Annotated in this window: 22 protein-coding genes and 1 other annotated feature; of the genes, 10 read left to right on the top strand and 12 right to left on the bottom strand. The window is 40.1% G+C overall.

Features of this window, described 5'->3' with window-relative positions; genetic code table 11:
- Positions 1-3: 3 nt before the first annotated feature.
- The 6 genes from AN392_RS02455 to AN392_RS02430 are packed head-to-tail and all read left to right on the top strand — an operon-like array spanning position 4 to position 6,318.
- Positions 4-438, top strand: coding sequence for a DUF4381 domain-containing protein (locus AN392_RS02455; RefSeq protein WP_055011728.1), 435 nt, complete (start codon positions 4-6; stop codon positions 436-438).
- Complete coding sequence (locus tag AN392_RS02450; protein WP_055011727.1) at positions 431-1,414, top strand: VWA domain-containing protein; 984 nt, start codon at positions 431-433, stop codon at positions 1,412-1,414. Before AN392_RS02455 ends, AN392_RS02450 begins: the two co-directional genes overlap by 8 nt.
- The gene (locus AN392_RS02445) at positions 1,414-3,318 is read left to right on the top strand and encodes a VWA domain-containing protein (protein ID WP_055011726.1); all 1,905 of its coding nucleotides are present in this window, start codon (positions 1,414-1,416) and stop codon (positions 3,316-3,318) included. The genes AN392_RS02450 and AN392_RS02445 overlap by 1 nt, the downstream gene beginning before the upstream one ends.
- Positions 3,312-4,955, top strand: a complete 1,644-nt coding sequence (locus AN392_RS02440) for a BatD family protein (protein ID WP_055011725.1) — start codon at positions 3,312-3,314, stop codon at positions 4,953-4,955. The genes AN392_RS02445 and AN392_RS02440 overlap by 7 nt, the downstream gene beginning before the upstream one ends.
- 53 nt (positions 4,956-5,008) lie before the next feature.
- Entirely contained in the window at positions 5,009-5,566 is a 558-nt protein-coding gene (locus AN392_RS02435; RefSeq protein ID WP_010391329.1) for a sigma-70 family RNA polymerase sigma factor, read from the top strand.
- Positions 5,566-6,318 carry a DUF3379 family protein gene (locus tag AN392_RS02430; protein ID WP_010391327.1) on the top strand — a complete coding sequence of 251 codons (753 nt, stop codon included), beginning with the start codon at positions 5,566-5,568 and terminating at the stop codon, positions 6,316-6,318. The genes AN392_RS02435 and AN392_RS02430 overlap by 1 nt, the downstream gene beginning before the upstream one ends.
- Before the next feature lie 76 nt (positions 6,319-6,394).
- On the opposite strand, the gene AN392_RS02425 is transcribed toward AN392_RS02430, so the two are convergent.
- Positions 6,395-7,585: an amino acid aminotransferase gene (locus AN392_RS02425; protein ID WP_010391325.1), complete on the bottom strand. Its 1,191-nt coding sequence runs from the start codon at positions 7,583-7,585 to the stop codon at positions 6,395-6,397.
- 78 nt (positions 7,586-7,663) lie between these two features.
- Positions 7,664-8,323, bottom strand: a complete 660-nt coding sequence (locus AN392_RS02420) for a GAF domain-containing protein (protein WP_055011724.1) — start codon at positions 8,321-8,323, stop codon at positions 7,664-7,666.
- Positions 8,324-8,571: 248 nt separating this feature from the next.
- On the opposite strand from AN392_RS02420, the gene AN392_RS02415 reads away from it, so the two are divergent.
- On the top strand, positions 8,572-8,901 hold the full coding sequence (locus AN392_RS02415) for a translation initiation factor (protein ID WP_008114484.1): 330 nt from the start codon (positions 8,572-8,574) through the stop codon (positions 8,899-8,901).
- Between the two features lie 14 nt (positions 8,902-8,915).
- Here the strand turns inward: AN392_RS02415 and AN392_RS02410 are convergent, their stop codons facing one another.
- Complete coding sequence (locus AN392_RS02410) at positions 8,916-11,918, bottom strand: EAL domain-containing protein (RefSeq protein WP_010391318.1); 3,003 nt, start codon at positions 11,916-11,918, stop codon at positions 8,916-8,918.
- A 195-nt stretch (positions 11,919-12,113) separates the two neighbouring features.
- Positions 12,114-12,229 (top strand) — a sequence feature (Phe leader region).
- A 43-nt stretch (positions 12,230-12,272) separates the two neighbouring features.
- Between AN392_RS02410 and AN392_RS02405 the strand changes: the two genes are divergently transcribed.
- Positions 12,273-13,430: a chorismate mutase gene (locus AN392_RS02405; protein ID WP_054202126.1), complete on the top strand. Its 1,158-nt coding sequence runs from the start codon at positions 12,273-12,275 to the stop codon at positions 13,428-13,430.
- A gap of 54 nt (positions 13,431-13,484) precedes the next feature.
- Here AN392_RS02405 and tyrA read toward each other — a convergent pair whose 3' ends face one another.
- The 7 genes from tyrA to ffh form a co-directional block, all read right to left on the bottom strand.
- Positions 13,485-14,618 (bottom strand): bifunctional chorismate mutase/prephenate dehydrogenase, encoded by a 1,134-nt coding sequence (gene tyrA, locus AN392_RS02400; protein ID WP_054202125.1) that lies wholly within the window; start codon positions 14,616-14,618, stop codon positions 13,485-13,487.
- A 315-nt stretch (positions 14,619-14,933) separates the two neighbouring features.
- Positions 14,934-15,803 carry an MYG1 family protein gene (locus AN392_RS02395; RefSeq protein ID WP_055011723.1) on the bottom strand — a complete coding sequence of 290 codons (870 nt, stop codon included), beginning with the start codon at positions 15,801-15,803 and terminating at the stop codon, positions 14,934-14,936.
- A 191-nt stretch (positions 15,804-15,994) separates the two neighbouring features.
- Positions 15,995-16,354, bottom strand: a complete 360-nt coding sequence (rplS, locus tag AN392_RS02390; protein WP_008114473.1) for a 50S ribosomal protein L19 — start codon at positions 16,352-16,354, stop codon at positions 15,995-15,997.
- A 33-nt stretch (positions 16,355-16,387) separates the two neighbouring features.
- A complete protein-coding gene (trmD, locus tag AN392_RS02385; protein ID WP_013464494.1) occupies positions 16,388-17,155 on the bottom strand; it encodes a tRNA (guanosine(37)-N1)-methyltransferase TrmD in 768 nt (255 codons plus the stop codon).
- Positions 17,155-17,691: a ribosome maturation factor RimM gene (gene rimM / locus AN392_RS02380; RefSeq protein ID WP_008114470.1), complete on the bottom strand. Its 537-nt coding sequence runs from the start codon at positions 17,689-17,691 to the stop codon at positions 17,155-17,157. Before rimM ends, trmD begins: the two co-directional genes overlap by 1 nt.
- Before the next feature lie 17 nt (positions 17,692-17,708).
- Positions 17,709-17,957, bottom strand: a complete 249-nt coding sequence (rpsP, locus tag AN392_RS02375) for a 30S ribosomal protein S16 (protein ID WP_008114468.1) — start codon at positions 17,955-17,957, stop codon at positions 17,709-17,711.
- Between the two features lie 261 nt (positions 17,958-18,218).
- Complete coding sequence (gene ffh / locus AN392_RS02370) at positions 18,219-19,598, bottom strand: signal recognition particle protein (RefSeq protein ID WP_010391303.1); 1,380 nt, start codon at positions 19,596-19,598, stop codon at positions 18,219-18,221.
- Positions 19,599-19,821: 223 nt separating this feature from the next.
- On the opposite strand from ffh, the gene AN392_RS02365 reads away from it, so the two are divergent.
- A complete protein-coding gene (locus AN392_RS02365; protein WP_010391302.1) occupies positions 19,822-20,628 on the top strand; it encodes an inner membrane protein YpjD in 807 nt (268 codons plus the stop codon).
- Positions 20,629-20,689: 61 nt separating this feature from the next.
- Entirely contained in the window at positions 20,690-21,958 is a 1,269-nt protein-coding gene (locus AN392_RS02360) for an HlyC/CorC family transporter (RefSeq protein ID WP_010391300.1), read from the top strand.
- Positions 21,959-22,014: 56 nt separating this feature from the next.
- On the opposite strand, the gene AN392_RS02355 is transcribed toward AN392_RS02360, so the two are convergent.
- A complete protein-coding gene (locus AN392_RS02355) occupies positions 22,015-22,623 on the bottom strand; it encodes a hypothetical protein (protein WP_010391298.1) in 609 nt (202 codons plus the stop codon).
- A gap of 123 nt (positions 22,624-22,746) precedes the next feature.
- Positions 22,747-24,324, bottom strand: a complete 1,578-nt coding sequence (gshA, locus tag AN392_RS02350) for a glutamate--cysteine ligase (protein WP_055011722.1) — start codon at positions 24,322-24,324, stop codon at positions 22,747-22,749.
- Positions 24,325-24,741 lie beyond the last annotated feature (417 nt).

Here is a 24,741-nt window from a genome sequence, read left to right as displayed (position 1 = left end):
ATCATGCAAACCTCTCCACTTGATGGCCTTCACGATATTATTGCTCCCTCTCACGTTGACTGGTGGCCGTTAGCCCCTGCTTGGTGGGTAGTTATTAGCATTGCACTGTGCTTAGTGTGTGGCTTAATTATAATTATGTACAAAAACTATCAATTTAAAAAACCAAAACGTAAGGCGATTAAATTAGCTAATCAACAACAATCAGCGCAGCAATTGCATATTATTTTAAAGCGTTTAGTGATCACCTATTACGATCCACGCTTAGCAGCGCAATCCACAGCTAACTGGTGTAAAACCCTAAGTCAACTTGCTGCAATTGGTTTTAATGAAGATGAAATTTCAAGCCTATATAGCACAGCACAAACACCACCGGCACTCAGTGATAAGTTTCGCCAAGCTATTAAACAATTTAAGCTAAAGGAGCCACTGCATGTTTGAATTTAGCTGGCCATGGCTGTTTTTATTACTGCCGCTTCCTTTAACATTACTGCTATTAAAACCCGCAGCAAGTAATGCAACGACACGTTTACGCATCCCAAGTTTTGCATCGCATAATTTAAATAATCAACATGTAGAGCCCAGTGCGCGTAAGTTAAACACTCTTGAATGGTTGCTATGGGCATTATTAGTAACAGCATCGGCTAACCCTACTTGGTTAGATGAGCCTATATCGCTGCCTAATGAAGGTCGCGACATTATGCTCGCTGTGGATTTATCCGGCTCAATGACAGAACAAGACATGGCTTATAATGGCCAATATGTTGACCGTTTAACTATGGTTAAAGCAGTGCTTAGCGATTTTATAGAGCAGCGTCAAGGCGACAGACTTGGGCTAATATTGTTTGGTGATACCGCGTTTTTGCAAACGCCTCTAACCCGTGATGTAAAAACCGTCAGCAAAATGCTTACTGAAGCACAAATTGGCCTAGTAGGACGTGCCACGGCTATTGGTGACGCTTTAGGCTTATCGGTTAAACGCTTTGCTAGTAAAAAAGAAAGTAATCGCATTGTGGTGTTGCTAACAGATGGACAAAATACCGCAGGAAACCTTGACCCCGAAGATGCCCTATTACTAGCTCGTGAAGAAGGCATAAAAGTGTACACCATCGGAGTCGGCTCAGATAACCCTCGTGGCTTTAGTTTATTTAATATGGGCTCTGGGGGCAGCAATTTAGATGAGAGTTTACTGAAAAATATTGCCGAACAAACAGGGGGTCTGTACTTTAGAGCCAAAGATGTCGCTGGGTTGCAACAAATCTATGCAGAGCTTGATAAACTCGAGCCAATTAGTGCCGATGAGCAGACCTTTCGCCCGCAAACAGCCTTGTTTTATTATCCGTTATTACTGGCCATTCTATTAATAAGTGCAATGGCATTTTTAAAAACAGTACGTGCATTGAAGGAGCCAAGCTAATGGATTTTGAGTTTATTCGCCCCGCTATTTTATGGCTGCTACTCCCTGCCCTAGGGCTGTTTTTTATTGCCATGCTTAAAAAGAAAAAAGCCCAATCGGCGCCACTCATTGCGCCACATTTAGCACAATTTGTTATGAGTGAATCAAATAATCAGGCTCGTCAGCCGCTGTGGCTAGTTGCGTTATTTTGCAGTTTAGCCATTATATTTAGTGCAGGCCCGAGTTTTGAGGAAAAGCAAGTCCCTGTATTTCAAAGCAAAAGTGCCCGCGTTATTGTAATGGATATGTCGTACTCTATGTATAGCACCGATATTGCTCCTAATCGATTAATGCAATCTCGCTTTAAAGTCCTCGATATGATTGAGTTATTTAAAGAAGGTGATACTGCATTAGTAGCCTACGCAGGCACTGCCTATGCCATTTCTCCACTGACCAATGATGCTACCACCCTTGCTAATCTTATTCCTAGTTTGAGCCCTGAAATTATGCCTGATAAAGGCTCCAACGTGCTGGCAGGTTTAGACATGGCGCAAGAGCTGCTCACTCAAGCAGGCTACCTAGATGGTGATATTATTTTGATCACCGATGGTATTGAACAACAACAGCAAAGTGATATAAGTGGTTTTACTAACAGTAGCCAGTATCGACTTAATATTTACGGTATTGGCACTGAGCAAGGTGCACCAATAAAGTTACCTGAAGGCGGATTTTTAAAAGATAATTACGGCCAAATTGTAGTGCCTACACTCAATGGTTCTTTACTCAAAGGAATAGCAAAGAATAGTGGCGGCCAATACGCTAATTATCAGCCAAGTAATAGCGATATTGCCATTTTTTCACCGCAAGCAAACAGTGAAATACTAAAAAGTGAAAAACCAAATTTAGCCTTGTGGCGAATCGATGTTGGCATTTATGGCTTGCTTATTTTACTGCCCTTAGCTCTATACTTGTTTAGACGCTCTGCGTTCATTGGTGTGGTGCTATTGCTAAGCTTTATACCTCAGCAAAATGCCCATGCAGTAGAGTTACCAACGCTATTTAAAAATACCGATCAGCGTGCATTAGAAGCTTACAACAACCAAGAGTACCAACAAGCAGCGCAAGCGAAGTCCAACGCTCTCAAAGGCGCTGCACTTTATCAGCAAGGTCAGTTTGAAGGCGCTCTGAACGAATTTAGTCAAGATAAATCAGCTACTGGTTATTACAATTACGGTAATGCACTGGCTAAAGCCGGACAATTAGAGGCTGCTATAAACGCTTACAAACAAGCGCAATCACTGCAGTCTGATTTTACCCAAGCAGCCGATAACCAAGCGTTAGTTGAGCAGTTACTTAAGCAACAGCAACAGCAAGACCAAGAAAACCAACAAGGTAATGATTCGCAAAATCAAGATGATCAAAGTCAAGATGATGCAGATAAATCAAAACAAGATCAGCAAAAAAATGGCGATAAAAATAACGCAGATAAAAGCGAAGATAACAGTCAAAACAGTGAAGAGCAGCAATCGGGTGAGCCCTCGGAGCAATCAAAAGATCAACAAAGCCAATCTGGTGAGCAGTCAGATGAACAAAATCAGCCTGACATGCAAGCTCAATCACAAAACCAACAAGACGAGAACAAAGACGACGATAGTAAGCCTCAGCAAGACGAGCAACAGAGTCAACCCAATCAAATGAATGAGCAACCGCCATCAGATGAGCAGAAGCAGCAAGCACAACAACAAGCTATGCAAGCACAGGCGGCTGAACTCACTAATGAAGAAAAAGAGAAAGCACAACAACTAAATCAGTTACTAAGAAAAGTGCCCGATGATCCCGCTATTTTATTAAGAAACAAAATGCAATTAGAAGCCCAAAAAAGACAATATCAACGCCGTCCAACAGGAGTAGAAAAATCATGGTAATGCGATTATTTTGCTGTTTATTGCTATTAACTGCCATGCCATTAATGGCCGCCACTTCATTAGAGGCAAGCGTAGATAAAAACCCGGTACTGGCAGGTGAGTTTTTTATGCTCAATATTAGCGTTGATGATTCAATCAAAGGGCAACAACCCGATACTTCAGCGCTGTTAAAGGATTTCGTAGTCGGCCCTATGAGCTTAAGTAGCCGCACCAACATTATTAACGGTAGCATTAAAAAACAAACATCGTGGTCTGTTAAGTTAATGACTCGCAAAGCCGGCGAATACACAATTCCTTCTTTTAGTGTTGCAGGGCTCAGCTCTCAACCGATAAACTTGTCGGTTAAAGAGCGAAGCAGCGATGCGGGCAAAAATGATGATATATTTTTAAAAAGCTCGCTTACAAATAACAGCTTATTTGTGCAAGAGGCTGGCGTTTACACCATTAAACTTTACTTAGCTAAAGAGCTACTTGATGGCAGCTTAAGCACGCCAAGCATGGAAGATGCTCAACTCACCCAGCTAGGTAAGCAAAGTGAAGATTATGAACTGGTTAACGGTAAACGTTATTTAGTGATCACCCGTAATTATTTAATTCAGCCGCAAAAAAGTGGTGCATACACCATTGAAGCACCGGTTTTTCAAGGGCGTGTTCAACAAAACTATCGCCAACTAGAGGTGTCGGCACTTGGCGATGAACAACAGATTGAAATCAAACCCATCCCTGAGAATTATCAAGGTGATTGGTTACCCAGTGAATTAGTAAGTCTAACCGAGCAATGGCAACCAGACGATAATACCGTTGAGGCCGGCACGCCAATAACACGCACTATTATGCTTACCGCATTAGGGGTTACTAAGGAGCAACTACCCGAAATTGATATGCCTACTATAGATGGTATTCGCAGCTACCCAGATGAAAAAGAGACTAATAATGCAGTACGCGATGGTCGAGTGGTATCACAGCAAAGCGCCTCATTTGCGCTACTACCACAAACACCAGGCACTTATACATTGCCTGAAATTACCCTGCCTTGGTATAACACCAAAATGAACCGAATTAGTTACGCAACTTTACCAGAACGCACAATTACGGTAACACCAAGTACCACAGCGCCAGCAAACTCACTAAATACACCCGTTGAAAGTACTTTAAGCAACACGGATGCAGAGCCAACGCAGCAAGCGCTCAGCGTGCAACGCCACACTAGTACGCCTCTATGGCTTATTATAGTAGCCGTATTAGGTTACATATTATGGATTGTGACCCTGGTTCTTTACTTTATGAAACGCTCAGCTAAAGAAGTGCAACAAACGACGCAAGCAAATCATAGAGGCAATCAGCAAGCAGATTTAAAAACACTGCAAATACTTGCTAAAAGCCATGATAATAAAGCATTTTACGATGCACTTAATCTATACGCGCTAACTCGAACAGATAAAAAGGTAGGAGCTCTCACCCATTTATGCGCTATGATAAACAACTCGCAGTTCACTGCGCAGGTAAATAATTTACAAGCACAGTTGTACGGTAACCAATCGGCTAGCACTGATTTAGAAGCGATTGTTAGTTTATTAAAAAAACATCAATCGCACACAGCTAAGTCATCATCTGCGTTAAAAGAGCTATATTCTTAATAAGAATCTTAGTTACTTTTTTGGCCTATAATAATTTTAATTAAAAAGTGCTTATGTTTGGAAATAAAAAATCGAATGATCGGGTCTTAATTAATATGGCTGAAAAACAACAACGCTATGAAGCCTTGGTTCATGTTTATCATAAGGAACTCTATCGCTTTGCTTACTGGTTATGTAACGATCCGACTATTGCTGATGACTTAGTGCAAGAAACCTTTTTGCGTGCATGGCGCTCGCTTGATTCGTTACTCGACCAAAAAGCAGCTAAGCCATGGTTGCTGACCATTTTAAGGCGTGAGAATGCCAGACGCTTTGAGCGCAAGCAATTTGATTACAGTGATGTAGATAACGACACATTGGTGGATCAAACCAGCCATAGTTTAGATACAGCAATGGAACAAACCGTTATTCAGCGACAAATTTCTTTATTGGCTGATGACTACAAGGAGCCGCTGTTGCTACAGGTGGTAATGGGCTGCACCGGAGATGAAATTGCAGACATTCTTAACTTAAATAAAAATACTGTTATGACACGTTTATTCCGAGCAAAAAATCAACTTAAAGAGGCATTAAGCCGTGATGATGAACAACTTAAAGGAGCATCAAAATAATGGATGAACTTGAGTTTCGTCGCCGCACGATTGCGCAGCCAAATGAGCTGGACAAAGAGCTTCAGGAATTTGCAAACAGCAGTGCCGACAGACAACAATTTTTAAATGAAAGCAAAGCATTCGATAAACAACTCGACGACGCGCTTGATATTACTGTACCTGACAATCTTGCTGAACGAATTATTTTAAACACCTCGTTAAAAGAAAAAGCTAGAACAGATGAACTTGAGCAAAAGGATAACGTGGTTAGTGCACGCTCATGGTTTAAGTTCGACCGAATGCATTTGGCTTTGGCAGCTTCGTTTGTGATTGCAGTTAGTGCGTTTATGTTTAGCGAAGAACAAAGTATTAATCAAACGGCTGGTGAGCATGCACTAGCCCATGTTTACCATGAAATTTATGCGTTAAATAAAACTCAACAAATTAGCATCCAAACTGTCAATGAAAAGCTGGCTTTACTTGGCGGCCATATTAGTGATTTACCTGGCAAAGTGACTTATGTTAACTTTTGCGATTTTCAAGGTGAGAAAGGTATTCATTTAGTGTTTGAGTCTGACTTTGGGCCTATGACCGTGTTTATTGTGCCAAGCGATAATCAAATCTTTGAAATTGGCTCTGATGATTTTAATGACTCTCGCTATGCTGGCCATATAAATCGTGGCAAACAGGCCGATACCGTGCTAATTGCAAGCCTTGGCTCACCAGTTGATATGTATAATGAACGTATTTCAGGTGCTATTCGCTGGCTTTAAGCCATTATAGAAACAATAAAAAACCGCAACGAGTGTGCGGTTTTTTTATTATTTAAAAGCCAAAGCTGCTTACTGATTACTTACAAACATCAGCAACTGCGTTAGCAAAGTAGTTGATATTTGCTTGGCTAATACCTGCTACATTAACACGGCTAGAACCGACAATGTAAATACCGTATTCTTTTTGCAAGCGCTCGATTTGCTCTTTATTAATACCTAAGAAAGAGAACATACCGTGTTGGCGGTCAATAAACGAGAAGTCTTGAGCAATGTCTTTCGCTGCCAGGCTGTCTTTAATTAAACTACGTAACCCATTAATACGGTTACGCATTTCATCAAGTTCACTATGCCATAGCTGCGTTAACTCTGTGCTGCTTAAAATAGTGTTTACGATGTCTGCACCATGCGCTGGCGGCATAGAATAAATGCTACGTACCACACTTAATAACACCGAGTTTGAAATATCAGCTGTTGCACTGTCTTTTGCAATGATTGAACAGGCACCAATACGCTCACGGTATAAGCCGAAGTTTTTAGAACATGATGAACAAATGATCAACTCTTCAACCGCATTGGCTAAAATACGTAAACCATTCGCATCTTCTTCTAAAGAAGAGCCAAAACCTTGATATGCAATATCAATTAATGGCGTAAAACCCACATCTTTTGCAAGTTCAGCAATAGTATTCCATTGTGTTTCGTTTAAATCCATACCACTTGGGTTGTGACAACATGCATGTAATAACACCACATCGCCCTTAGGCACCTGTGTTAGTGTTTCAACCATTTCATCAAACAATAAATCTTTGTTTTCGTAGTCGTAGTATGGGTATTCTTTTACCGTTAAGCCTGCAGCTTCAAATAAGCTAATGTGGTTAGCCCACGTTGGGTTAGTAACCCATACAGTAGCGCCTGGATTACAACGTACAATAAATTCTGCTGCAACACGAAGTGCGCCTGTACCACCAGGTGCTTGTGCTGTGCGTACGCGATTAGCTAATAATGCTGGGTGCTCACCAAGAAGAAGATTTTCCATTTGTTGACAGTAATCTAAGTTACCAGCAAGTCCAATGTAAGATTTGCTCATTTCATTTTCTAAACGAAACGCTTCTGCTTTTTTTACTGACTTTAATACCGGGGTATTCCCCTGCTCGTCTTTATATACACCAACCCCTAAGTCAATCTTATTTGGGTTAGTATCTTGCTTGTAGGCCGCCATAAGGCCAAGAATAGGGTCTGTTGGTAATGGTTTTAATACTGAGAACATTGGCTATCTCTTCGTTATTTAGGGGTTAGCTGTTGCGCTAAGCTTAACATAAAAACTCACTTGATTGACTAGTGTTATTTACACTAAAAAGTGAGGAATTTTAATACAGCACGCTATTAATAACGCGAGCGTCGCTTTATCAAAAAAATCAGTATTAAAAGCTTCACCATCAACAATACCTATACATTGCTGTTGTGCATTAAATAGCGGTAAACAGGCTTCTGCTTTTACTTTCGGATCGCAGGTGTAATATTCACCGCCTGCTGCCAAATATTGCTCAACGTTATTGATAACGCGTCCTTTACCGCTAAGCGCTACTTGAACGTTATTGCTGGCAGTCGCAAATTCAGCAGTAAGCGGAAATAAAGGACGACTCGGCGCACCAAAATAAGTCAGCTTTAATAACTGCTCCCCTTCATTGGTGTGGGTATTCTGATAAATGCCGTACCAATCAAGCTTTGTGTTTTCAATGACGTAGTCAACAATCAATTGAAGTTGCGCTAATTTTTCAGTTGTTTGCGTACTTTGGCTGACATAATCGCTTAGTTTAAACGGCTCATCCTGTAGGTAACCAAATAAACTACATGCCCCACCTTCACCTAGCTCAGGAATTTGGTATTCCCAACGCACGACTGGTGCAGCATTTTTATTTAGGTATTGCTCAAGCTTTTCTAGCTCAGCGTGAATTAACTGTGGCTCAACATTAAGTTGAGCATACTCTAAGTAAGAATTAACCATTTGGACGTCCATACATCTATAATGCCGAAATAGTAGCATGGATGTTTTTATAGTGCTAGCCAATTTAAAGCGCTTTTTTAAAATCTTTAAACACTTTTATTCATAGATATAATTGCGGTATTTAAACAGGTTGTTTTATCTTTGGGGGCATTAAAAGGTGTTCAGCTTAGGTGCAAAAATTACGCCTTTGCTTCACAAATTTGTTATTATTTGCCGCATTATTATATTCAATCTTAAGTAGGTTAATTATGAGTGATAGTCACTTAGTGTATTCAACAGCAACAGGGCGAATTGATCAGCCAAAGCCAGAAAAAGAACTGGATGTAAAACTATTTAAAGACGGGTCAATTCGCATAGAACGTCAAACCAAAGGCCGAAAAGGTAAAGGTGTAATGCTGGTTGTTGGTCTTGATCCACAACAGCATGATTTGAAAAAGTTAGCAAAAACAATAAAAAGTAAGATGGGCCAAGGGGGCGCAGTAAAAGAAGGTGTTATTGAAGTACAAGGTGATGATCGCGACAAATTAAAAGCGATTTTAGAGGGATTAAAATTTAAAGTAAAAATTGCGGGTGGTTAACCCGCAATTCTTGCTTATTTAATAATTTTTAGCGCTGCTAATTGATCAAATAATGCGGGAATATCATCCTCAGCCACTGGCTTACTAAAATAATAGCCTTGAACAATAAAACAATTATTATTTTGTAAAAACTCAACTTGCTCGATTGTTTCGACCCCTTCGGCAACTACATCAAGCTTCAGCTTTTGTGCCATAGCAATAATGGCCGCAGTGATCTCCATGTCGTTATCATCCTCAGGTATATCTTTGACAAACGAGCGGTCAATTTTAAGAATATCGACAGGGAAACGCTTAAGGTAACTCAGTGAAGAATAACCCGTACCAAAGTCATCAATAGAAATTGAGATACCCAACTTTTTAAGTTGATGTAACTGATCAATAGCTGCTTCAACATTCCCCATCAGCATGCTTTCGGTTAATTCAAGATGCAGACTTTTAGCATTAATCTGCGTCTCGATAATTATTTTTTTCAGCATAGGCACTAAGCTTGCATCTTTAAACTGTCTTGCTGACAGATTGATGGACATATTACTTGCTCTACCTTGTTGTTCTAGTCGCTTCGTAAACTCACACGCTTGTTGTAGCACCCATTTACCGAGCTCCACAATTAAACCCGTTGCCTCAGCTATCGGAATAAACTTAGTCGGAGGAATAAACCCTTGCGTAGGATGGAACCAACGAAGTAATGCTTCATATCCCACCACGCTATTATCGCGACAATCAACTTGAGGCTGGTAATGTAGCGTGAGTTGCTTTTCTTTAATTGCATGACGCAATTCATTTTCTAGGAATAATCGTTCATTAGCTGCCGCATTTAGATCTTGGCTATAAAAATGGAAAGTGTTACGCCCTTTGGCTTTGGCCTCATACATGGCTAAGTCGGCATGCTTTAGTAACTGATCTTCTTCTAGGCTATCAAATGGTGCTAAGGTGATCCCAATACTTGCACTGACAATTACTTCATTGCTGCCAAGTTTTATCGGCTGGTTTAAGGTTTTTTGTATGGTGTCAGCGACTTCAGATGCTTCTTTTTGATGTTCAATACCACTGAGTAAAACAGCAAATTCATCCCCACCTAAACGGGCTATGGTATCTTCTGCTCGTAAGCGCTGTTTTAAGCGTGTTGCCACTTCAACTAACAGCTGATCACCCGCATCATGACCTAAAGTATCGTTAATACGCTTAAATTCATCCAGATCAAAATAAAATAAAGCAAACGAGTAACGCCCTCTCTCAGCAAGCGCCATCGACTTCCTGAGCTGCATTCTAAAGAATGTACGGTTAGCAAGCCCGGTTAGTGTGTCAAAGTAAGCGAGCTGTTCCATTTTTCGTTGGCTTTCTTTCACAAACGAAATATCTTGCGCTGATGCCACGTAACTGGTTATTTTACCACCGTCTTCTCGAATAGGTGACACACTAAGCGATACCCATATTGGCGACTTGTTTTGCGCTTCAATAAGCGTATCTCCTCGCCAGTAATTACGATTACGCAAATCAATGTCAATATCCTCTACCAACATGGTCATTTCATTGGCAATAATTGTCAGTAATGGCTGACGCAAAAAATCATTTTCGACAAAATCAGTCATCTCTAACATTTTTGGATTAACGTATTCAATGACAAAATTTTCATCGGTGATCACCACCCCTGTACCAGAGAACGCAACCGCTTTAGACAAGCGATTTGCAGCTTTCTCTGCGATTTCTTTTTCTATTATGCGCTGGTTTAAGCCGTCAATGAGTTTGCGAATTTCAATGGTCATATCTTTGAATGAACCATTAAGCGTACCAATTTCATCTTTATTTTCTTTTGGAAACTCAATCTCTAACTGGCCTTTACCAAAGTTAGTAACTGCATAAACCAATGAATGTAAGCGTCTTAATACCAATTGGTAAAGTGCTTGGTGTAATAATAAAGCAACTAAAATGGCATACAGAATAAATAGGCCAAAAAACTTAAGCTTTAAGTCTTTCAATGCCGATAACGTTGAGGAGCGCTTTTTATATACACCCACATACCAGTTTACACCTTCAACTTTATGGATATTTATAATGTAGTCTTCATCATTTAATGAAAATGAATCGGCATATTCTGGTAATTGTATTTGCCCTGCGTTATCAATAACGCGCTTTAGTTCTGGAGAAATAAAGTCATCTGGTAATAGCTTTTTGCCTGCCTCTCCGTACTCTTTATAATTTTCAGAGGTTAAGTTCGGATGTGCTAATAGCTGTCCTTGTTTATCAAACACTACTAAGTGTTTTTCCTTTCCACCGACGGGTAATTGCGATATGAGTGAGTTTAGTGAAATATCGCTACCGGTAACCCCTAAAAACTCATCATCTTGATAAATGGGAACAATTAAACTGACTACCCATTTATTCCAAACTTCATCATAGTAAACTTTTGACCATTGAGGCTCTCGTTGTGGGTTAGTTAAAGACTTCGCATAATTGAAGCTATCACTTTGGTTGAATGTATAATTTCCAGGCACATTAAGCGCCCAGTTTGGCGGTGCGACACGAATAAAGTTATCTTCAGTTATAAGATAAAAATTATAGAAATCTTGAATTAACGTAGGAGAAATAACTTTCCAAAGGGATTCGGAATCAGCAATTAGCTGTTTATAAAAAGGAGAATATGCAGTTTGAGGGATAAACGCGGCTGATAGCCCATCCGGTGATGCACTGCGCACTGAGCCATCATTGGTGAGCTGCATTGTCGGTGCAGTATTATTTTTAAATGACAACTGTCCCTCAAATAACTGCTCGCTAACAACAATATTAGCTTGCTCTGCTATTTTAACTTTGGTGGCTATCAGGTTATTAAACTGGTTTATTAATAATTCATTTGATTGCTTTAATACCTCATGCTCTTCAAAAACAAGCTGTTTTTCTTCTGACTTGAGCATTAATGCAGCCGCACAAATGCCAGCCACTAAACAGATACCAGAGATCAACAATGATAACTTTACACTAAGTGAGTTTATGCCAAATCGAGATGGAGGGCGTCGATACACAAAAAGCCAACCTTATTTATAATTATTATTTTTTCAAGTAATAGAAATATACCAGAACTTAAATCAGAATTATAAATTATTTATAAACTTTTAAAAAACAACACCTTTTGTACACATATTAGGTAAAAAAGCCGCGTCAGGTAAGTGCTTGTTGACATTGGGAGTGACACTTCATACATTAAGGGTATGAATATAAATTACTCACACACCTTTTTTTCTTTTTTTAGCTTCTTTATATAGAAGAGGCTTCCCTGTTTGTGAGATAAAATCAATCGAATAGTAAAGCCTCCCAACTGGGAGGCTTTTTTATTTTCACTGCAAAATCAGTGATATTTTTGGAATGAGGAAAACCAAATGAGCAACGATGTACTTGATACTCTCAGGCACGATATAAATGAAATCGACTCCGATTTACTTGTTTTACTAGCAAAGCGACGCCGCATTAGTCATGGCGTAGTCGAATATAAAATTGCAAATAATAAACCCATTCGTGATGAGGCCCGTGAACTGGCTTTGCTCGAAAAACTTATAGGCTATGGCAAATCGTTAGGACTTGACGCTTACTACGTTAACAATGTTTTTCAAACAATATTAGAAGATTCCGTATTACATCAACAAGCCATGCTTCAAAAGAATTTAAACCCCGATGCACTGAGCGAAACCCATCGCGTAACGTATTTAGGCGGTCAAGGCTCTTATAGTCAGCTTGCATGTCATAAATATTTTAGCCGTCGCCCGGGTAAATTAGTTGAAATTGGTTGTACCTCATTTGAAGAAATCACTGGTAAAGTAGAAAAAGGTCAAGCCGACTTTGGCTTACTGCCTATCGAAAACACTAGCTCAGGTAGTATTAATGAAGTATTTGATTTGCTACAGCATGCACAAGTCTCTATTGTCGGTGAAGTTACTCATAGCGTTGAGCATTGCTTATTAGCAGCCCCAGGAACTGAGCTGAACCAATTAACTAAAGTCTTTGCACACCCACAACCCTTTGCCCAGTGTAGCCGCTTTTTACAGGGTCTTGGTGAACTTCAACATGAAACCTGTGATTCGACCTCAAGTGCATTAAAGTCAGCTCTCGACACACCAAACAGTGCAGCTATCGGCTCAGCGCAAGCTGGTAAAAATGTAGGCCTTGAAGTGATCAAGGCGAATCTTGCCAATCAAAAAGAAAATCATAGCCGCTTCATTGTTGTTGCACGCAAACCACTGCAAGTATCAACTCAAATACCTACTAAAACCAGTTTAATTATGTCAACCAAGCAACAAGCCGGATCGCTTGCCGATGCGTTAATGATTTTTAAACAGCATAATATTAATTTAGTGAAACTAGAATCTCGACCTACTCCTGGTAACCCATGGGAAGAAGTATTTTATGTGGACTTGGAGGCTAACTTAATCGATAACCAAGTGAAGCATGCATTGGAGGAGCTCAAACAGCACACTCAATATGTTCGTGTACTTGGTTGTTACCAAAGCGAGTCTTTACAAGCTGTTAGCGTAGAAAGCTAACAAAATATTAAAAAAGGGCCTAGCGGCCCTTTCCTTTCCACGGAGCTATTCTTTTTAATCAAGTACTTTCGCATCATTCGCTTTATTTAATAAACTACGGCTTTGGGTTAAAAAGTGCGCCGTTGAATCTGAAAAATAAGACTTTGCATCAGCAAAAGCATCAATTAATGCGGGCTTATCCCCTGCTTTTAGCTTTTCAAGCGTTTGCGAAAACAAAGACTGATACTGCGCCAATAAGCTTTCGACATTGTCAAACTGCGCTAACATAATATCGGTGTATAGCTCTGGCGATTGTGCAAATAAACGGCCAACCATCATTAGCTCTAACTGATATATAGGTGATGAACAACTTCTTAGCTCGGCGAGTGTGTGTCCCTGTTTTGCTAAAAACTGACCGTACACAAAGGTGGTTAAATGGCGCATAACCTGAATAATTTGCATTGCTTCGTCATGCTTTTTGGCCTCAAGTTCAACCAACTGACAACCCCATATTTGTAGCTGTTTTAATAACCCTTGTGCCACCTCATGACTACGCCCTTCACACACCACCACGGTTTGTTTCACCCAATGGGAAATATCAGGTCCAAACATTGGATGTAAACCAACAACTGGCCCACTATGTACTTTTTTAAGCACAGCTAATGGTGCTTGTTTAACTGATGTAATATCAACCAGCAAACAATCATCATCAAGCTTTGGAAGCGCGTTAACAACTGTTTCAAGGGCATTTATTGGTACACTGATCATCACCAGTTTTGCACCTTTTAGAATATCCGCTGCCTGTGATTGCTGCGCTTTATCTAAAATTTTGACTTCGTAACCCGAACGCTGAAATTGTTTTGCAAATAACTGACCCATTGCCCCTTCACCACCAACAATAACAATTGGCGATAATTGTGGGTCGGCACAGGCTAATTTGGCTTGTTGATTTTGATAAGCTTCACGCATCATACGTCTGAGAATGTCTTCGACTAAATCAGGGTTTACACCTTGATTAATAGCCTCTTGACGGCGTGCAGCTAATAAATCAGCTTCTCTATCGGGTGCATGTAATGGAGCGCCAGTTTGTTGTTTTATTGCGCCTATTTGTTGGGTAATACCATTGCGTTTTGCAAGTAAGGCAACCAGTTGCGCATCGCATTCATCTATACTTGTTCTTAGCTGCGCTAAATCACTTATCTCTGCCACGTTCTCATTCCATCCAAAAAAGCAAAATCGTAAATTAAAACTTACAAAAAAGTAAACTAATCAATACGATAAATACTAACAGGATACGTTAGGGGTTAAAAGGCAAATTATTGAAAAGATCACTATCAGTTGTTCAACTAAAACCAAGGTGGAAACGGTAGTAAGTAACCTAAACGCTAGATAATAAATCTATCTCAAGCAGCTATTTCAGCGCTAACTATATTGAATTTACGTAGGTTCAGGTTAAGTAGAGAATCTTAAAAAGTGGCTAAAGCCACTTTTATTAAGTAACCGGCGAGCGGTTAAGGAGAACTATTAGTATTCTAATGCCATAGCCGCAAGCGACATAACACTGTCGAATGATTCTGCGCCAGCGATAAATAAGCCATTGTGACAAAACATAGCATCATCGATACCGGTTACCGCTTGAAATTCTTCATCTGATAATCCTGCCCATGGTGCAGGTAATGACTTTCTGTCTTCAAAAGAGCCTAATTCTGCAGGCACCGTTTGCACTATCCACTTGCCAGAATGAGATGGGTAAACGACAAATAATGCCTCATCAGATAAACTATGTACGGTTTTTTTCCACGGAGTATAGCGCTCTAACACGATTAATCGAGGATCATCAGCTTGTTTTATTGCTTGAGCAACAATCTTTTTAGCGTTTAAACCACCTCGGGCAGAAGCTACAAAACGAATCAGTAAAGTGTGTGCAAATTCAACCGCTTGATCAAAAGCAGCATCAAAATCACTTTCCTCTTCCCATGTTGGGTTAAACATAGAAATTGTTTGGCTTAAGCTAATGCCTGTAGCAACCCCTTCAACATGACCACAATCAATGGCATCAATAGTTGATACAAGCCCTGCATCCACCGCATTCGCCACATCTTGGTTATCATCACATATTGCTAAGCCATATTTTTTCCACACCAAGCCAAATGACGAAAAAGGAATACCATTTTCACGAGCGCCAGCACCGCCACGCTGATGATGATCAAACCGGTTAGTTTCTGGGTCATATTGACCACCAACATCAATAACCACATCGGCGTCATTAATAATCGCATTATCGCGTGTGCGGATCAGGGTAAAAGAAGGGAAAATAATTTTAAGTGCAGCGATACTAAAAACATCATCTGCGTGAAAATTGCCGTTGTGTGTAACTATCGTTTTATCATTCATTTTTGTACATCATTTTTGCAAGAAGTGAGAAGATATTGTGATTTGAAGTGAACCACACTTTAACGCATGCAGGTTAAGGTGTGTATTGGTTTTTGAATGTAGCGATATAAAAACCGCAATAGCATTAAAACCAAAACGGGTTGCAACCCAAAGGTTGCAACCCGTTTTTTTGCGTTGATAAACAGCGCGTATTAGTTAAGTTTTTCTCTAATACGTGCAGATTTACCAGAACGCTCACGTAGATAGTAAAGCTTAGCACGACGAACCGCACCGCGACGCTTAACTGTTACGCTATCAATAAGAGGGCTGTGCGTTTGGAATACACGCTCAACACCTTCACCGTTCGAGATTTTACGAACTGTGAATGCTGAGTGAAGACCACGATTACGCTTAGCGATTACAACACCTTCAAAGGCCTGTAGACGCTCTTTAGCACCTTCTTTTACTTTTACCTGTACAACTACTGTATCACCAGCGCCGAATGCAGGTACGTCTGTTTTAAGCTGCTCTTCTTCAAGCGCTTTAATAATATTTTGGTTTACTTTTGCCATTATGTTTCTCACTTTCCTAGGTGTAACTGTCTTCTAGCCACAAGCTTTTTGGTACTCTTGCTGAAATTTCGCGAGTAATACCGCTTGCTCCTCAGTCAGAGCTAGGTTATGCAACAAGTCAGGACGGCGAAGCCAAGTTCTACCTAATGACTGCATAAGCCGCCATTTTGCTATCTCTTGGTGGTTTCCGCTGAGTAATACAGCAGGCACCTGTTTGTCGTCCAATGTTTCTGGCCGTGTATAGTGAGGACAATCTAGCAAGCCATCCGAAAATGAATCTTGCTCTGCTGACTGGTTGTGTCCTAAAACCCCTGGCACTAATCGAGCTACTGCGTCAATTAATGTCATGGCAGGTAGTTCACCTCCACTCAAAATAAAATCACCAATTGACCATTCTTCGTCAACGTACGATTCTATTATTCTCTCGTCTATACCTTCATAGCGACCGGCAATTAAAATCAGTTTTTCAGAGCTTGCGAGTTCGCTAGCCCCTTGCTGATCTAGTTTGCGCCCTTGTGGCGACATATAAATTACTTTTGCACCATCCCCTGCAGCCTGTTTGGCTTCAAGAATGGCTTGTTTAAGCGGCTCAACCATCATTAACATGCCTGGCCCGCCCCCGTAAGGACGATCATCTACGGTTCTATGCTTATCAGTTGCATAGTCTCGTGGATTCCAGCAGTTAAAGTCGATTAAACCCTTTTTAACAGCGCGACCGGTTACACCTTGCGTTGTAATTGCATCAAACATATCCGGGAAAAGGCTGATAACCCCTACCCACAACGAACTTGTTTGACTCATTAAAAGCTTGGATCCCAATCTACAGTAATTTCTTTCGCATCATATTTAACCTCTTGAATAACTGAATCAGTTAAAAAAGGAATTAAACGTTCTGCTTGGCCAAATGCATCTTTACTGTTTGCTTTCACAACCAGTACGTCATTTGAGCCTGTCTCCATAAGGTCATCAACAATGCCTAAGTTATAACCTTTATCAGTTACAACCGACATGCCAATGAGATCTCGCCAATAGAATTCACCTTGCGGTAATTCTGGTAGCTGCGCTGAATCCACAGAAATTTCAACATTGGTATAAGCCATTGCTTGGTCTCTGTCATTTACTTGCGCAAACTTAGCGATAAAGCCTTTGTTGTGGCGACGCCAGTCGACCACTTCTAAGGATTGCCATTTACCTTGCTGCCCTATCAACCACGGGCTGAAATCGAAGATCCCTTGGGGATCATCAGTAAATGAATGCACCTTAAGCCAGCCCTTTATACCATATGGGGCGCCGAGCTTTCCTACGACAATTATTGATGAGGTGTTCTCTTGACTCATGGTTACACTTACGCCTATTAAGCCGCTTTACGAGCGTCTTTAACTAATTTAGCTACACGATCTGAAAGACCTGCGCCTTGACCTAACCAGTGCTCAACACGTGGTAAATCTAAACGAAGTTTTTCTTCTTGACCTGAAGCGATTGGGTTAAAGAAACCTACTTTCTCGATGAAGCGACCGTCACGCGAGAAACGGCTATCCGCAACCACAATTTGATAGAAAGGGCGTTTTTTAGCGCCACCACGTTGCAAACGAATAGTTACCATACCGTCCTCTAAATAGATTGACTGTTTTCATTAATAAGATTTACTCCCCAGTATGGGGAGCCGGTGAATTGTACGAGTTTTTAGCAACAATGCAAGTAAGAAGTGATGCAAAAAGGCAGTTTAGTAGATTAAACCGTGATCCAAGAAGAAAAAGCATGTGAACAAGCTATTCTGTGCATAGTTTATTCAACAATAAAGAGGCAATTTGCCTCTTTATTGATTACTTTTTATCTCGCATTGGAGATATTAAAGGTTAAATTATTAAAATTTCGGGCCACCGCCGCCCATCATTCCCGGTGGTAACATCCCTTTCATGCCACGCATCATTTTTTGCATGCCACCTTTGCCTTTCATTTTTTTCATCATTTTTTGCATTTGGGTAAACTGCTTAAGCAGCTTATTGATCTCTTGTACTTGAGTACCCGACCCCGCTGCAATGCGCTTTTTACGCGAACCTTTAATGATCTCTGGGCGTGCACGTTCTTTTTTCGTCATAGAGCTAATAATTGCTTCCATTTGAATGAAGGTTTTATCGCCCATTTGGCCTTTTACTGCATCTGGGATGTTTTGCATGCCTGGCAGTTTATCAAGCATCGACATCATGCCGCCCATATTTTTCATTTGCTTTAATTGATCAGCAAAATCATCCAGTGTAAAACCATCACCTTTAAATACTTTTTTCGCTACTTTTTCTGCCTGCTCTTTATCTACTTTCATCTCGACTTCTTCGATTAATGAAAGTACATCACCCATGCCTAAGATACGTGAGGCGATACGATCAGGGTGGAAAGGTTCAAGTGCGTCAGTACGCTCACCAACACCCATAAACTTAATAGGTTTCCCGGTAATATGACGAATAGATAACGCAGCACCACCACGGGCATCACCGTCTGTTTTAGTTAAAATCACACCGGTTAAAGGCAATGCTTCGTCAAACGCCTTCGCGGTGTTTGCAGCATCTTGACCTGTCATTGCATCAACAACGAATAAAGTCTCGATTGGATTAATTGCACCATGAAGCGCTTTGATTTCATCCATCATGTCATTATCAACATGCAAGCGACCTGCAGTATCAACTAATACCACATCAATAAATTTCTTTTTCGCGTGAGAAATAGCAGCTTGTGCTATATCAACTGGCTTTTGTGAAATGTCACTTGGGAAAAATTCTACATCTACTTCTGTTGCTAATGTTTCTAACTGCTTAATTGCCGCAGGACGGTAAACATCGGCACTCACTACCAGCACAGATTTTTTCTTGCGCTCTTTTAAAAACTTAGCCAGTTTACCCACACTGGTTGTTTTACCAGCACCTTGAAGACCCGCCATCATCACAACAGCCGGAGGTTGCGCGTTAAGGCTTAGCTCTTCATTAGCTTCACCCATGGCCTTTTCAAGTTCTTCACGAACAATTTTTATAAATACTTGGCCAGGACTTAAGCTTTTAGTAACTTCAATACCAACTGCGCGTTCTTTAACTTGTTTTACAAACTCGCGAACAACAGGCAACGCCACATCGGCTTCTAAAAATGCCATTCGCACTTCACGAAGTGTATCTTTAATGTTGTCTTCAGTTAGGCGGCCACGGCCACTAATATTTTTTAGGGTTTTACCTAATCGTTCTTGGAGGTTCTCAAACATGTAACGGTTCCGAAAAGACGTTGAAATCAACTCTATTAATAAGGTCGATGTTATTAAAATTCAATTAGAAATAGTATACCGTAAATGGTGGCATACAATACAGTGCTGAAATGCTGCTTATTGAGTTTCTTTTTACAGGGTCTATGCATTTGCTTTGCTATAAAATACAATGGCCACATAACGAACACGAATTATTTGACTTCAATTAAGTGGCCAAAGCAAAATGCTGATTATTAGTTTAACTATTATTGCCAGTTTATTTTATGTGTTAGCAACGTCTCACGTGCTTTCGCGATTGTTTCACCGTCAGGGGCCGAGCCAAAAAGTTACTATTATACTCAGTACTGTCGCTATTTTGGCGCACATGCTGCTTTTAGTAAATTCGGTATTTAGGGCTGATGGGCAAGATTTAAGTATTGTTAATGTGGCATTACTGACATGCTGGATTATCGTGCTGTGTGTCACCACTGTTTCTTTGAAGTTTCCCGCAACCTTGTTACTACCTGTTGTTTATGGCTTTGCTGCGCTTTTAACCATTTCTAGCTTATTTATCCCTCATCACGTTTTATTACAAAGTATTAATGTAGAACTAGCACTAGTTGCGCATATATCACTGTCGTTATTGGCTTACTGTATTTTAATTATTGCGACTTTATATGGTGTGCAATTTTATTTTATTGATAAGCGCTTAAAGCGAAAAGACCTAGCAATAGTTCACAGTCACTTGCCACCTCTGATGGTTGTAGAGCGTCAACTTTACCAGTTATTAAACTTAGGCACCGTATTATTAAGTGTGGCGCTGATCACTGGTTTTGTATTTCTCGATGGCATGTTTGCCAAAGAGTTTATTCACAAAACAATCTTATCCCTAGTTGCTTGGGCCATTTTTGCCACAATTGCAGTTGGCCATGTCAAACGTGGTTGGCGAGGAAAAGTAGTGGTAGTTAGTATAATGATTGCCGCTTTTACACTCACACTCGCTTATTTTGGTAGCCGTTTTATACAAGAAGTGGTCCTGAATAAGTTTTAACTTGACTCTGAAAGCTCACTCTAGCTTAATACGCATTGGTTTATAAAAAAAGGATCCATCGTTGGACGACATATCGACAAGTACCCTGTTTATCATATTAGGTTTATTGGTGCTTTTTTCTGCTTACTTCTCCGGGTCAGAAACCGGAATCATGTCAATCAACCGTATTCGTTTGCGACACCTCGCTAAAGAGAATCATCGTGCTGCGAAACGCGTTAGTAAATTACTGAGTCGACCAGATAGGTTGATAGGTTTGATCCTAATTGGTAATAACCTTGTTAATATTGCTGCAGCGCAGGTAGCCACCATTATTGGTATTCGCTTGTATGGCGATTTAGGTATTGCCATAGCGACAGGTGCATTAACACTTGTTGTACTAATTTTCGCTGAAGTAACGCCAAAAACACTGGCTGCCCTCTATCCTGAGCGAGTTGCTTTTCCCAGCTCAGTGATACTCAAAGGCTTGTTAAAAATACTCTTCCCGTTTGTAGTTGTTGTTAACTGGATGACCAACGGCATATTACGCTTATTTGGAATTAGTGCTGCACAAATAGATGAGCACAGCATGAGTAAGGAAGAATTAAAAACCGTGCTTAACGAATCTGGAGCGCTGATCCCCGCGCGCCACCAAAGTATGCTGACCTCAATTTTAGATTTAGAACAGGTTACCGTTGAAGATATTATGATACCCCGCAATGAAATTGTGGCGATTGATATCAACGATGACTGGAAAATAATTAGTAAGCAGCTTACTCATGCTCAACATACTCGCGTGCTTTTATACCGCGACAATATAGATGATGCAGTAGGCTTTATTCACTCTCGTGATGCATTGCGTCTTCTTACTAAAGAGCAATTCGATAAACCTTCGCTACTGCGCGCTGTACGTGAAATTTACTTTATTCCTGAGGGAACGTCGCTTAATACCCAACTACTGAAGTTTCAGTTATCAAAAGAACGAATTGGTATTGTTGTTGATGAATATGGCGATATCCAAGGCTTAGTTACCCTAGAAGATATTCTTGAAGAGGTTGTGGGCGATTTCACTACTACTCAAACCCGCACACCAAGTGAAGAAGTAACCACACAGAACGATGGCTCTTACATTGTTGATGGTGGTGCTAACGTTCGCGACTTAAATAAAGAAATGGGCTGGGAATTCCCATTAGATGGCCCTAAAACTTTAAGTGGCCTGATTGTTGAGTATTTGGAAGATATCCCTGATGCTAACTTAAGTATTCGTATTGCGGGTTACCCAGTTGAAGTGCTAGAAATAAAAGAAAACATGATTAAACAAGTTAAAATTCAGCCCAATAAACGTAAAAAATAACCCAATAAAAAAGGAGCCAAATGGCTCCTTTTTTAATTAATCTGGGCTTAGATTAGTTAAAAGAATAAACGCTCTAACCAACCTTTGTCTAAATCATCCTCACAGCGTCTTAGCTGCGCTCCATAACGGCTCGCACGGTGTTTTACTTTATTGGCAACGCTCATTAACCATTTTTTCTTACGATAAGTGCCTCGCTTATAACCGCCCCACCCTTCGTGATAATTTAAATACTGTGCGTAGGCATCCCATTTAGAAACACCATTAACTTTATGGGTTTTATAAACAAACCACGCCATAAAATCGATCGCATCTTCAAATTCATCTCTATCAGCACCACTATTACCTGTTTCACGAATATAATCAGACCAAGTTGGCGTTTTAGCTTGAGAATAACCATAAGCATCACTTGCGCGTCCAGTTGGTATTATCCATAAAAAGTATTCCATGGGCGGTGCAGCATCATGACGAAAAGAGCTTTCTTGATACATCATGCTCATTAATACGTGTTTGGGAGAGCCCCACTTGTCTTGCGCGTCTTTTGCATCAAAATACCAGTCAGACTTCTCTTCAAAGATTTTACAAATATCTTCTGGTTGCTTAGGTGGTGCAGTGGCACAACCAACTAAAGTAAGCACTAGAGATAAAGTAATAATATTTTTTTTCATTTTTTAAGATCTCACTGAACTTTTTAAAAAAGCGTGGGTCTGAATCTATGAATGCAGCAGTACAGCATTGTTTCATCCCTAAAGAATATTTACGCAGCTACTATGAGCTGCGTTTTTTTTTGCCTACGACTTACTAAAATACGTATCTAAAAATGCAGTAAATGATTGATTATCGGCTTGCTCAATTGCTTTTTGAGCTTGGTAAGACTCTGTCGCTTGTTGCTCTAACCACGACTTTGAGAATTCAGTATAACTGGCTATATCATGGCTTTGTTTATACTTTTGAGCAAGTGAGAGTGCATAATAACCATTATCTAGCCCTGATGCTTTTAATTGCTCAACATAACGCCCTGAATAGGTTAATGTAGGATTATGCACCCACGTTGCCATGCGCTTAATAGTGTTTGAGTAATAATCAACCCCGTACGCGCTATCCATCCACTTAGCAACATCAACGAGCTGATTAAATATTTCATCACCCCATGATTCAAGACTGCGCTGCTCATTATTAAAATTAAGCATTAGGCCTTTTTCTCGGCCTTGGTTTACTACTGTATCAAGATTTTCAGTGCTTCGCGCTTGCTCTTCCCAGTCCATAGTCGCTGAGTCTTTTAATAAGCAATAGGTTAAAAATACATCTAAGAAGTGTATTTGCTCTAAATCAATGCCTACTTCACTAAATGGGTTAACATCCAATGCACGAATTTCAATATATTCTATACCCGCTCTTAGTAATGCATCAGTGGGGGTTTCACCATTTTTAGCATTACGCTTAGGGCGAATTGGCGAGTAAAACTCGTTCTCTATTTGTAGAATATTTTTATTTAATTGCTTTGGCTCTGCACTGGTGTAGTCGTCAATACTGCCATAAATATCTGAAGGCGTATTTATGGCTTTTTTAAGCCCTGCTACATATTCATCCAATGAGTTATACATCACGCGTAATGATGACTGTGCACTGTTGGTATAACCTAAGTTACCTAATCGTAGCGCCGTGCCCACTTCTAAATATAAAGTACCTTTACCCAGCTTTTTAAACGGTAAATCGCTTTTACGCCCTTGCAAAAATGAACTACACAATGCCGGTGACGCACCAAACATATAACTAATTAACCACAACTCGCGTTTAAAATTGCGAATTAATGCTAAGTACCCATCAGATATAAAGTCTTCAAGCTTCGCACTGCTTTGCTTTTGTGAATGTAGTGACTGCCATAACGTTTCTGGAAAAGAAATATTAAAGTGCACCCCAGCAATTGCTTGCATCATACTACCGTAACGGTTCTTTAAACCTTCGCGGTATAAAGTTTTCATTTTCCCAACGTTAGAATCGCCAAATTGTGCTAATACAATATCGTCTTGGTGATTTATAAAACACGGCATACTAATTGGCCACAGCAGTTCATCGCCCATATGTTCTAGGGTGAACTTTTGTAAATCTTTCAGCTGTTGTAACGTTTGCGTTGATGACTCGCTAACAGGTGTAATAAACTCAAGTAAAGACTCAGAAAAGTCAGTCGTGATATGTCCGTTGGTAAGCGCGCAGCCAACCCCTTTTGGGTGAGCTTGTTTAGAAATAGAACCATCGGGTTTAATTCTTAATGATTCTCTCTCAATACCGCGCATAATACCTTTAATAGCATGCTGATTATCTGCATTAGATAGCGCGTTGAGCGTGTTCTTTAAATTATAAGTTGCCAAAAAAAAGTTTCCTCGAGCCAAGTGGCTTAATCATAAGGTTATGGGGTCTAATTACCTTTACTCAAGATTAAATGAAGAAAAAACTATATGAATTTATTAGATATAGCTTTTAATGAATTTTAAACACGCTTTGTTTCACGCCATAAAAGATAATCTTGCCATTGCCACCAGCAATATACAATTTCTTTTGCATATTATTTGCCACAATACATCGCAACCTCAAGGCATTATTTCTCCCCGTACGAAAGGGTGAATCACTTGCTAAAAGTTTGGCATAACTAAAAAAATCAATTACTCTTAAAATTGATAAAGATCATAAAAACATTAAAAAAAATGCCTTACTACTGCTATTTAAAACTTATCACTAACGTACATTAGTTTTAGTAATTACAATAGACACCCTAATAAAGAATGATA

Source organism: Pseudoalteromonas sp. P1-16-1b, from assembly GCF_001401785.1.
In the GTDB taxonomy this organism is placed as follows: domain Bacteria; phylum Pseudomonadota; class Gammaproteobacteria; order Enterobacterales; family Alteromonadaceae; genus Pseudoalteromonas; species Pseudoalteromonas undina.
The sequence above is the reverse complement of the archived record's forward strand: the minus strand, read 5'-3'. Positions and strand labels throughout refer to the sequence as shown.

Bases quoted from the DNA above. Each gene is read 5' to 3' on its own strand.
- AN392_RS02455 (WP_055011728.1), top strand. From the start codon at position 4: ATGCAAACCTCTCCACTTGATGGCCTTCACGATATTATTGCTCCCTCT.
- AN392_RS02450 (WP_055011727.1), top strand. From the start codon at position 431: ATGTTTGAATTTAGCTGGCCATGGCTGTTTTTATTACTGCCGCTTCCT.
- AN392_RS02445 (WP_055011726.1), top strand. From the start codon at position 1,414: ATGGATTTTGAGTTTATTCGCCCCGCTATTTTATGGCTGCTACTCCCT.
- AN392_RS02440 (WP_055011725.1), top strand. From the start codon at position 3,312: ATGGTAATGCGATTATTTTGCTGTTTATTGCTATTAACTGCCATGCCA.
- AN392_RS02435 (WP_010391329.1), top strand. From the start codon at position 5,009: ATGTTTGGAAATAAAAAATCGAATGATCGGGTCTTAATTAATATGGCT.
- AN392_RS02430 (WP_010391327.1), top strand. From the start codon at position 5,566: ATGGATGAACTTGAGTTTCGTCGCCGCACGATTGCGCAGCCAAATGAG.
- AN392_RS02425 (WP_010391325.1), bottom strand. From the start codon at position 7,585: ATGTTCTCAGTATTAAAACCATTACCAACAGACCCTATTCTTGGCCTT.
- AN392_RS02420 (WP_055011724.1), bottom strand. From the start codon at position 8,323: ATGGTTAATTCTTACTTAGAGTATGCTCAACTTAATGTTGAGCCACAG.
- AN392_RS02415 (WP_008114484.1), top strand. From the start codon at position 8,572: ATGAGTGATAGTCACTTAGTGTATTCAACAGCAACAGGGCGAATTGAT.
- AN392_RS02405 (WP_054202126.1), top strand. From the start codon at position 12,273: ATGAGCAACGATGTACTTGATACTCTCAGGCACGATATAAATGAAATC.
- AN392_RS02395 (WP_055011723.1), bottom strand. From the start codon at position 15,803: ATGAATGATAAAACGATAGTTACACACAACGGCAATTTTCACGCAGAT.
- rplS (WP_008114473.1), bottom strand. From the start codon at position 16,354: ATGGCAAAAGTAAACCAAAATATTATTAAAGCGCTTGAAGAAGAGCAG.
- trmD (WP_013464494.1), bottom strand. From the start codon at position 17,155: ATGAGTCAAACAAGTTCGTTGTGGGTAGGGGTTATCAGCCTTTTCCCG.
- rimM (WP_008114470.1), bottom strand. From the start codon at position 17,691: ATGAGTCAAGAGAACACCTCATCAATAATTGTCGTAGGAAAGCTCGGC.
- rpsP (WP_008114468.1), bottom strand. From the start codon at position 17,957: ATGGTAACTATTCGTTTGCAACGTGGTGGCGCTAAAAAACGCCCTTTC.
- ffh (WP_010391303.1), bottom strand. From the start codon at position 19,598: ATGTTTGAGAACCTCCAAGAACGATTAGGTAAAACCCTAAAAAATATT.
- AN392_RS02365 (WP_010391302.1), top strand. From the start codon at position 19,822: ATGCTGATTATTAGTTTAACTATTATTGCCAGTTTATTTTATGTGTTA.
- AN392_RS02355 (WP_010391298.1), bottom strand. From the start codon at position 22,623: ATGAAAAAAAATATTATTACTTTATCTCTAGTGCTTACTTTAGTTGGT.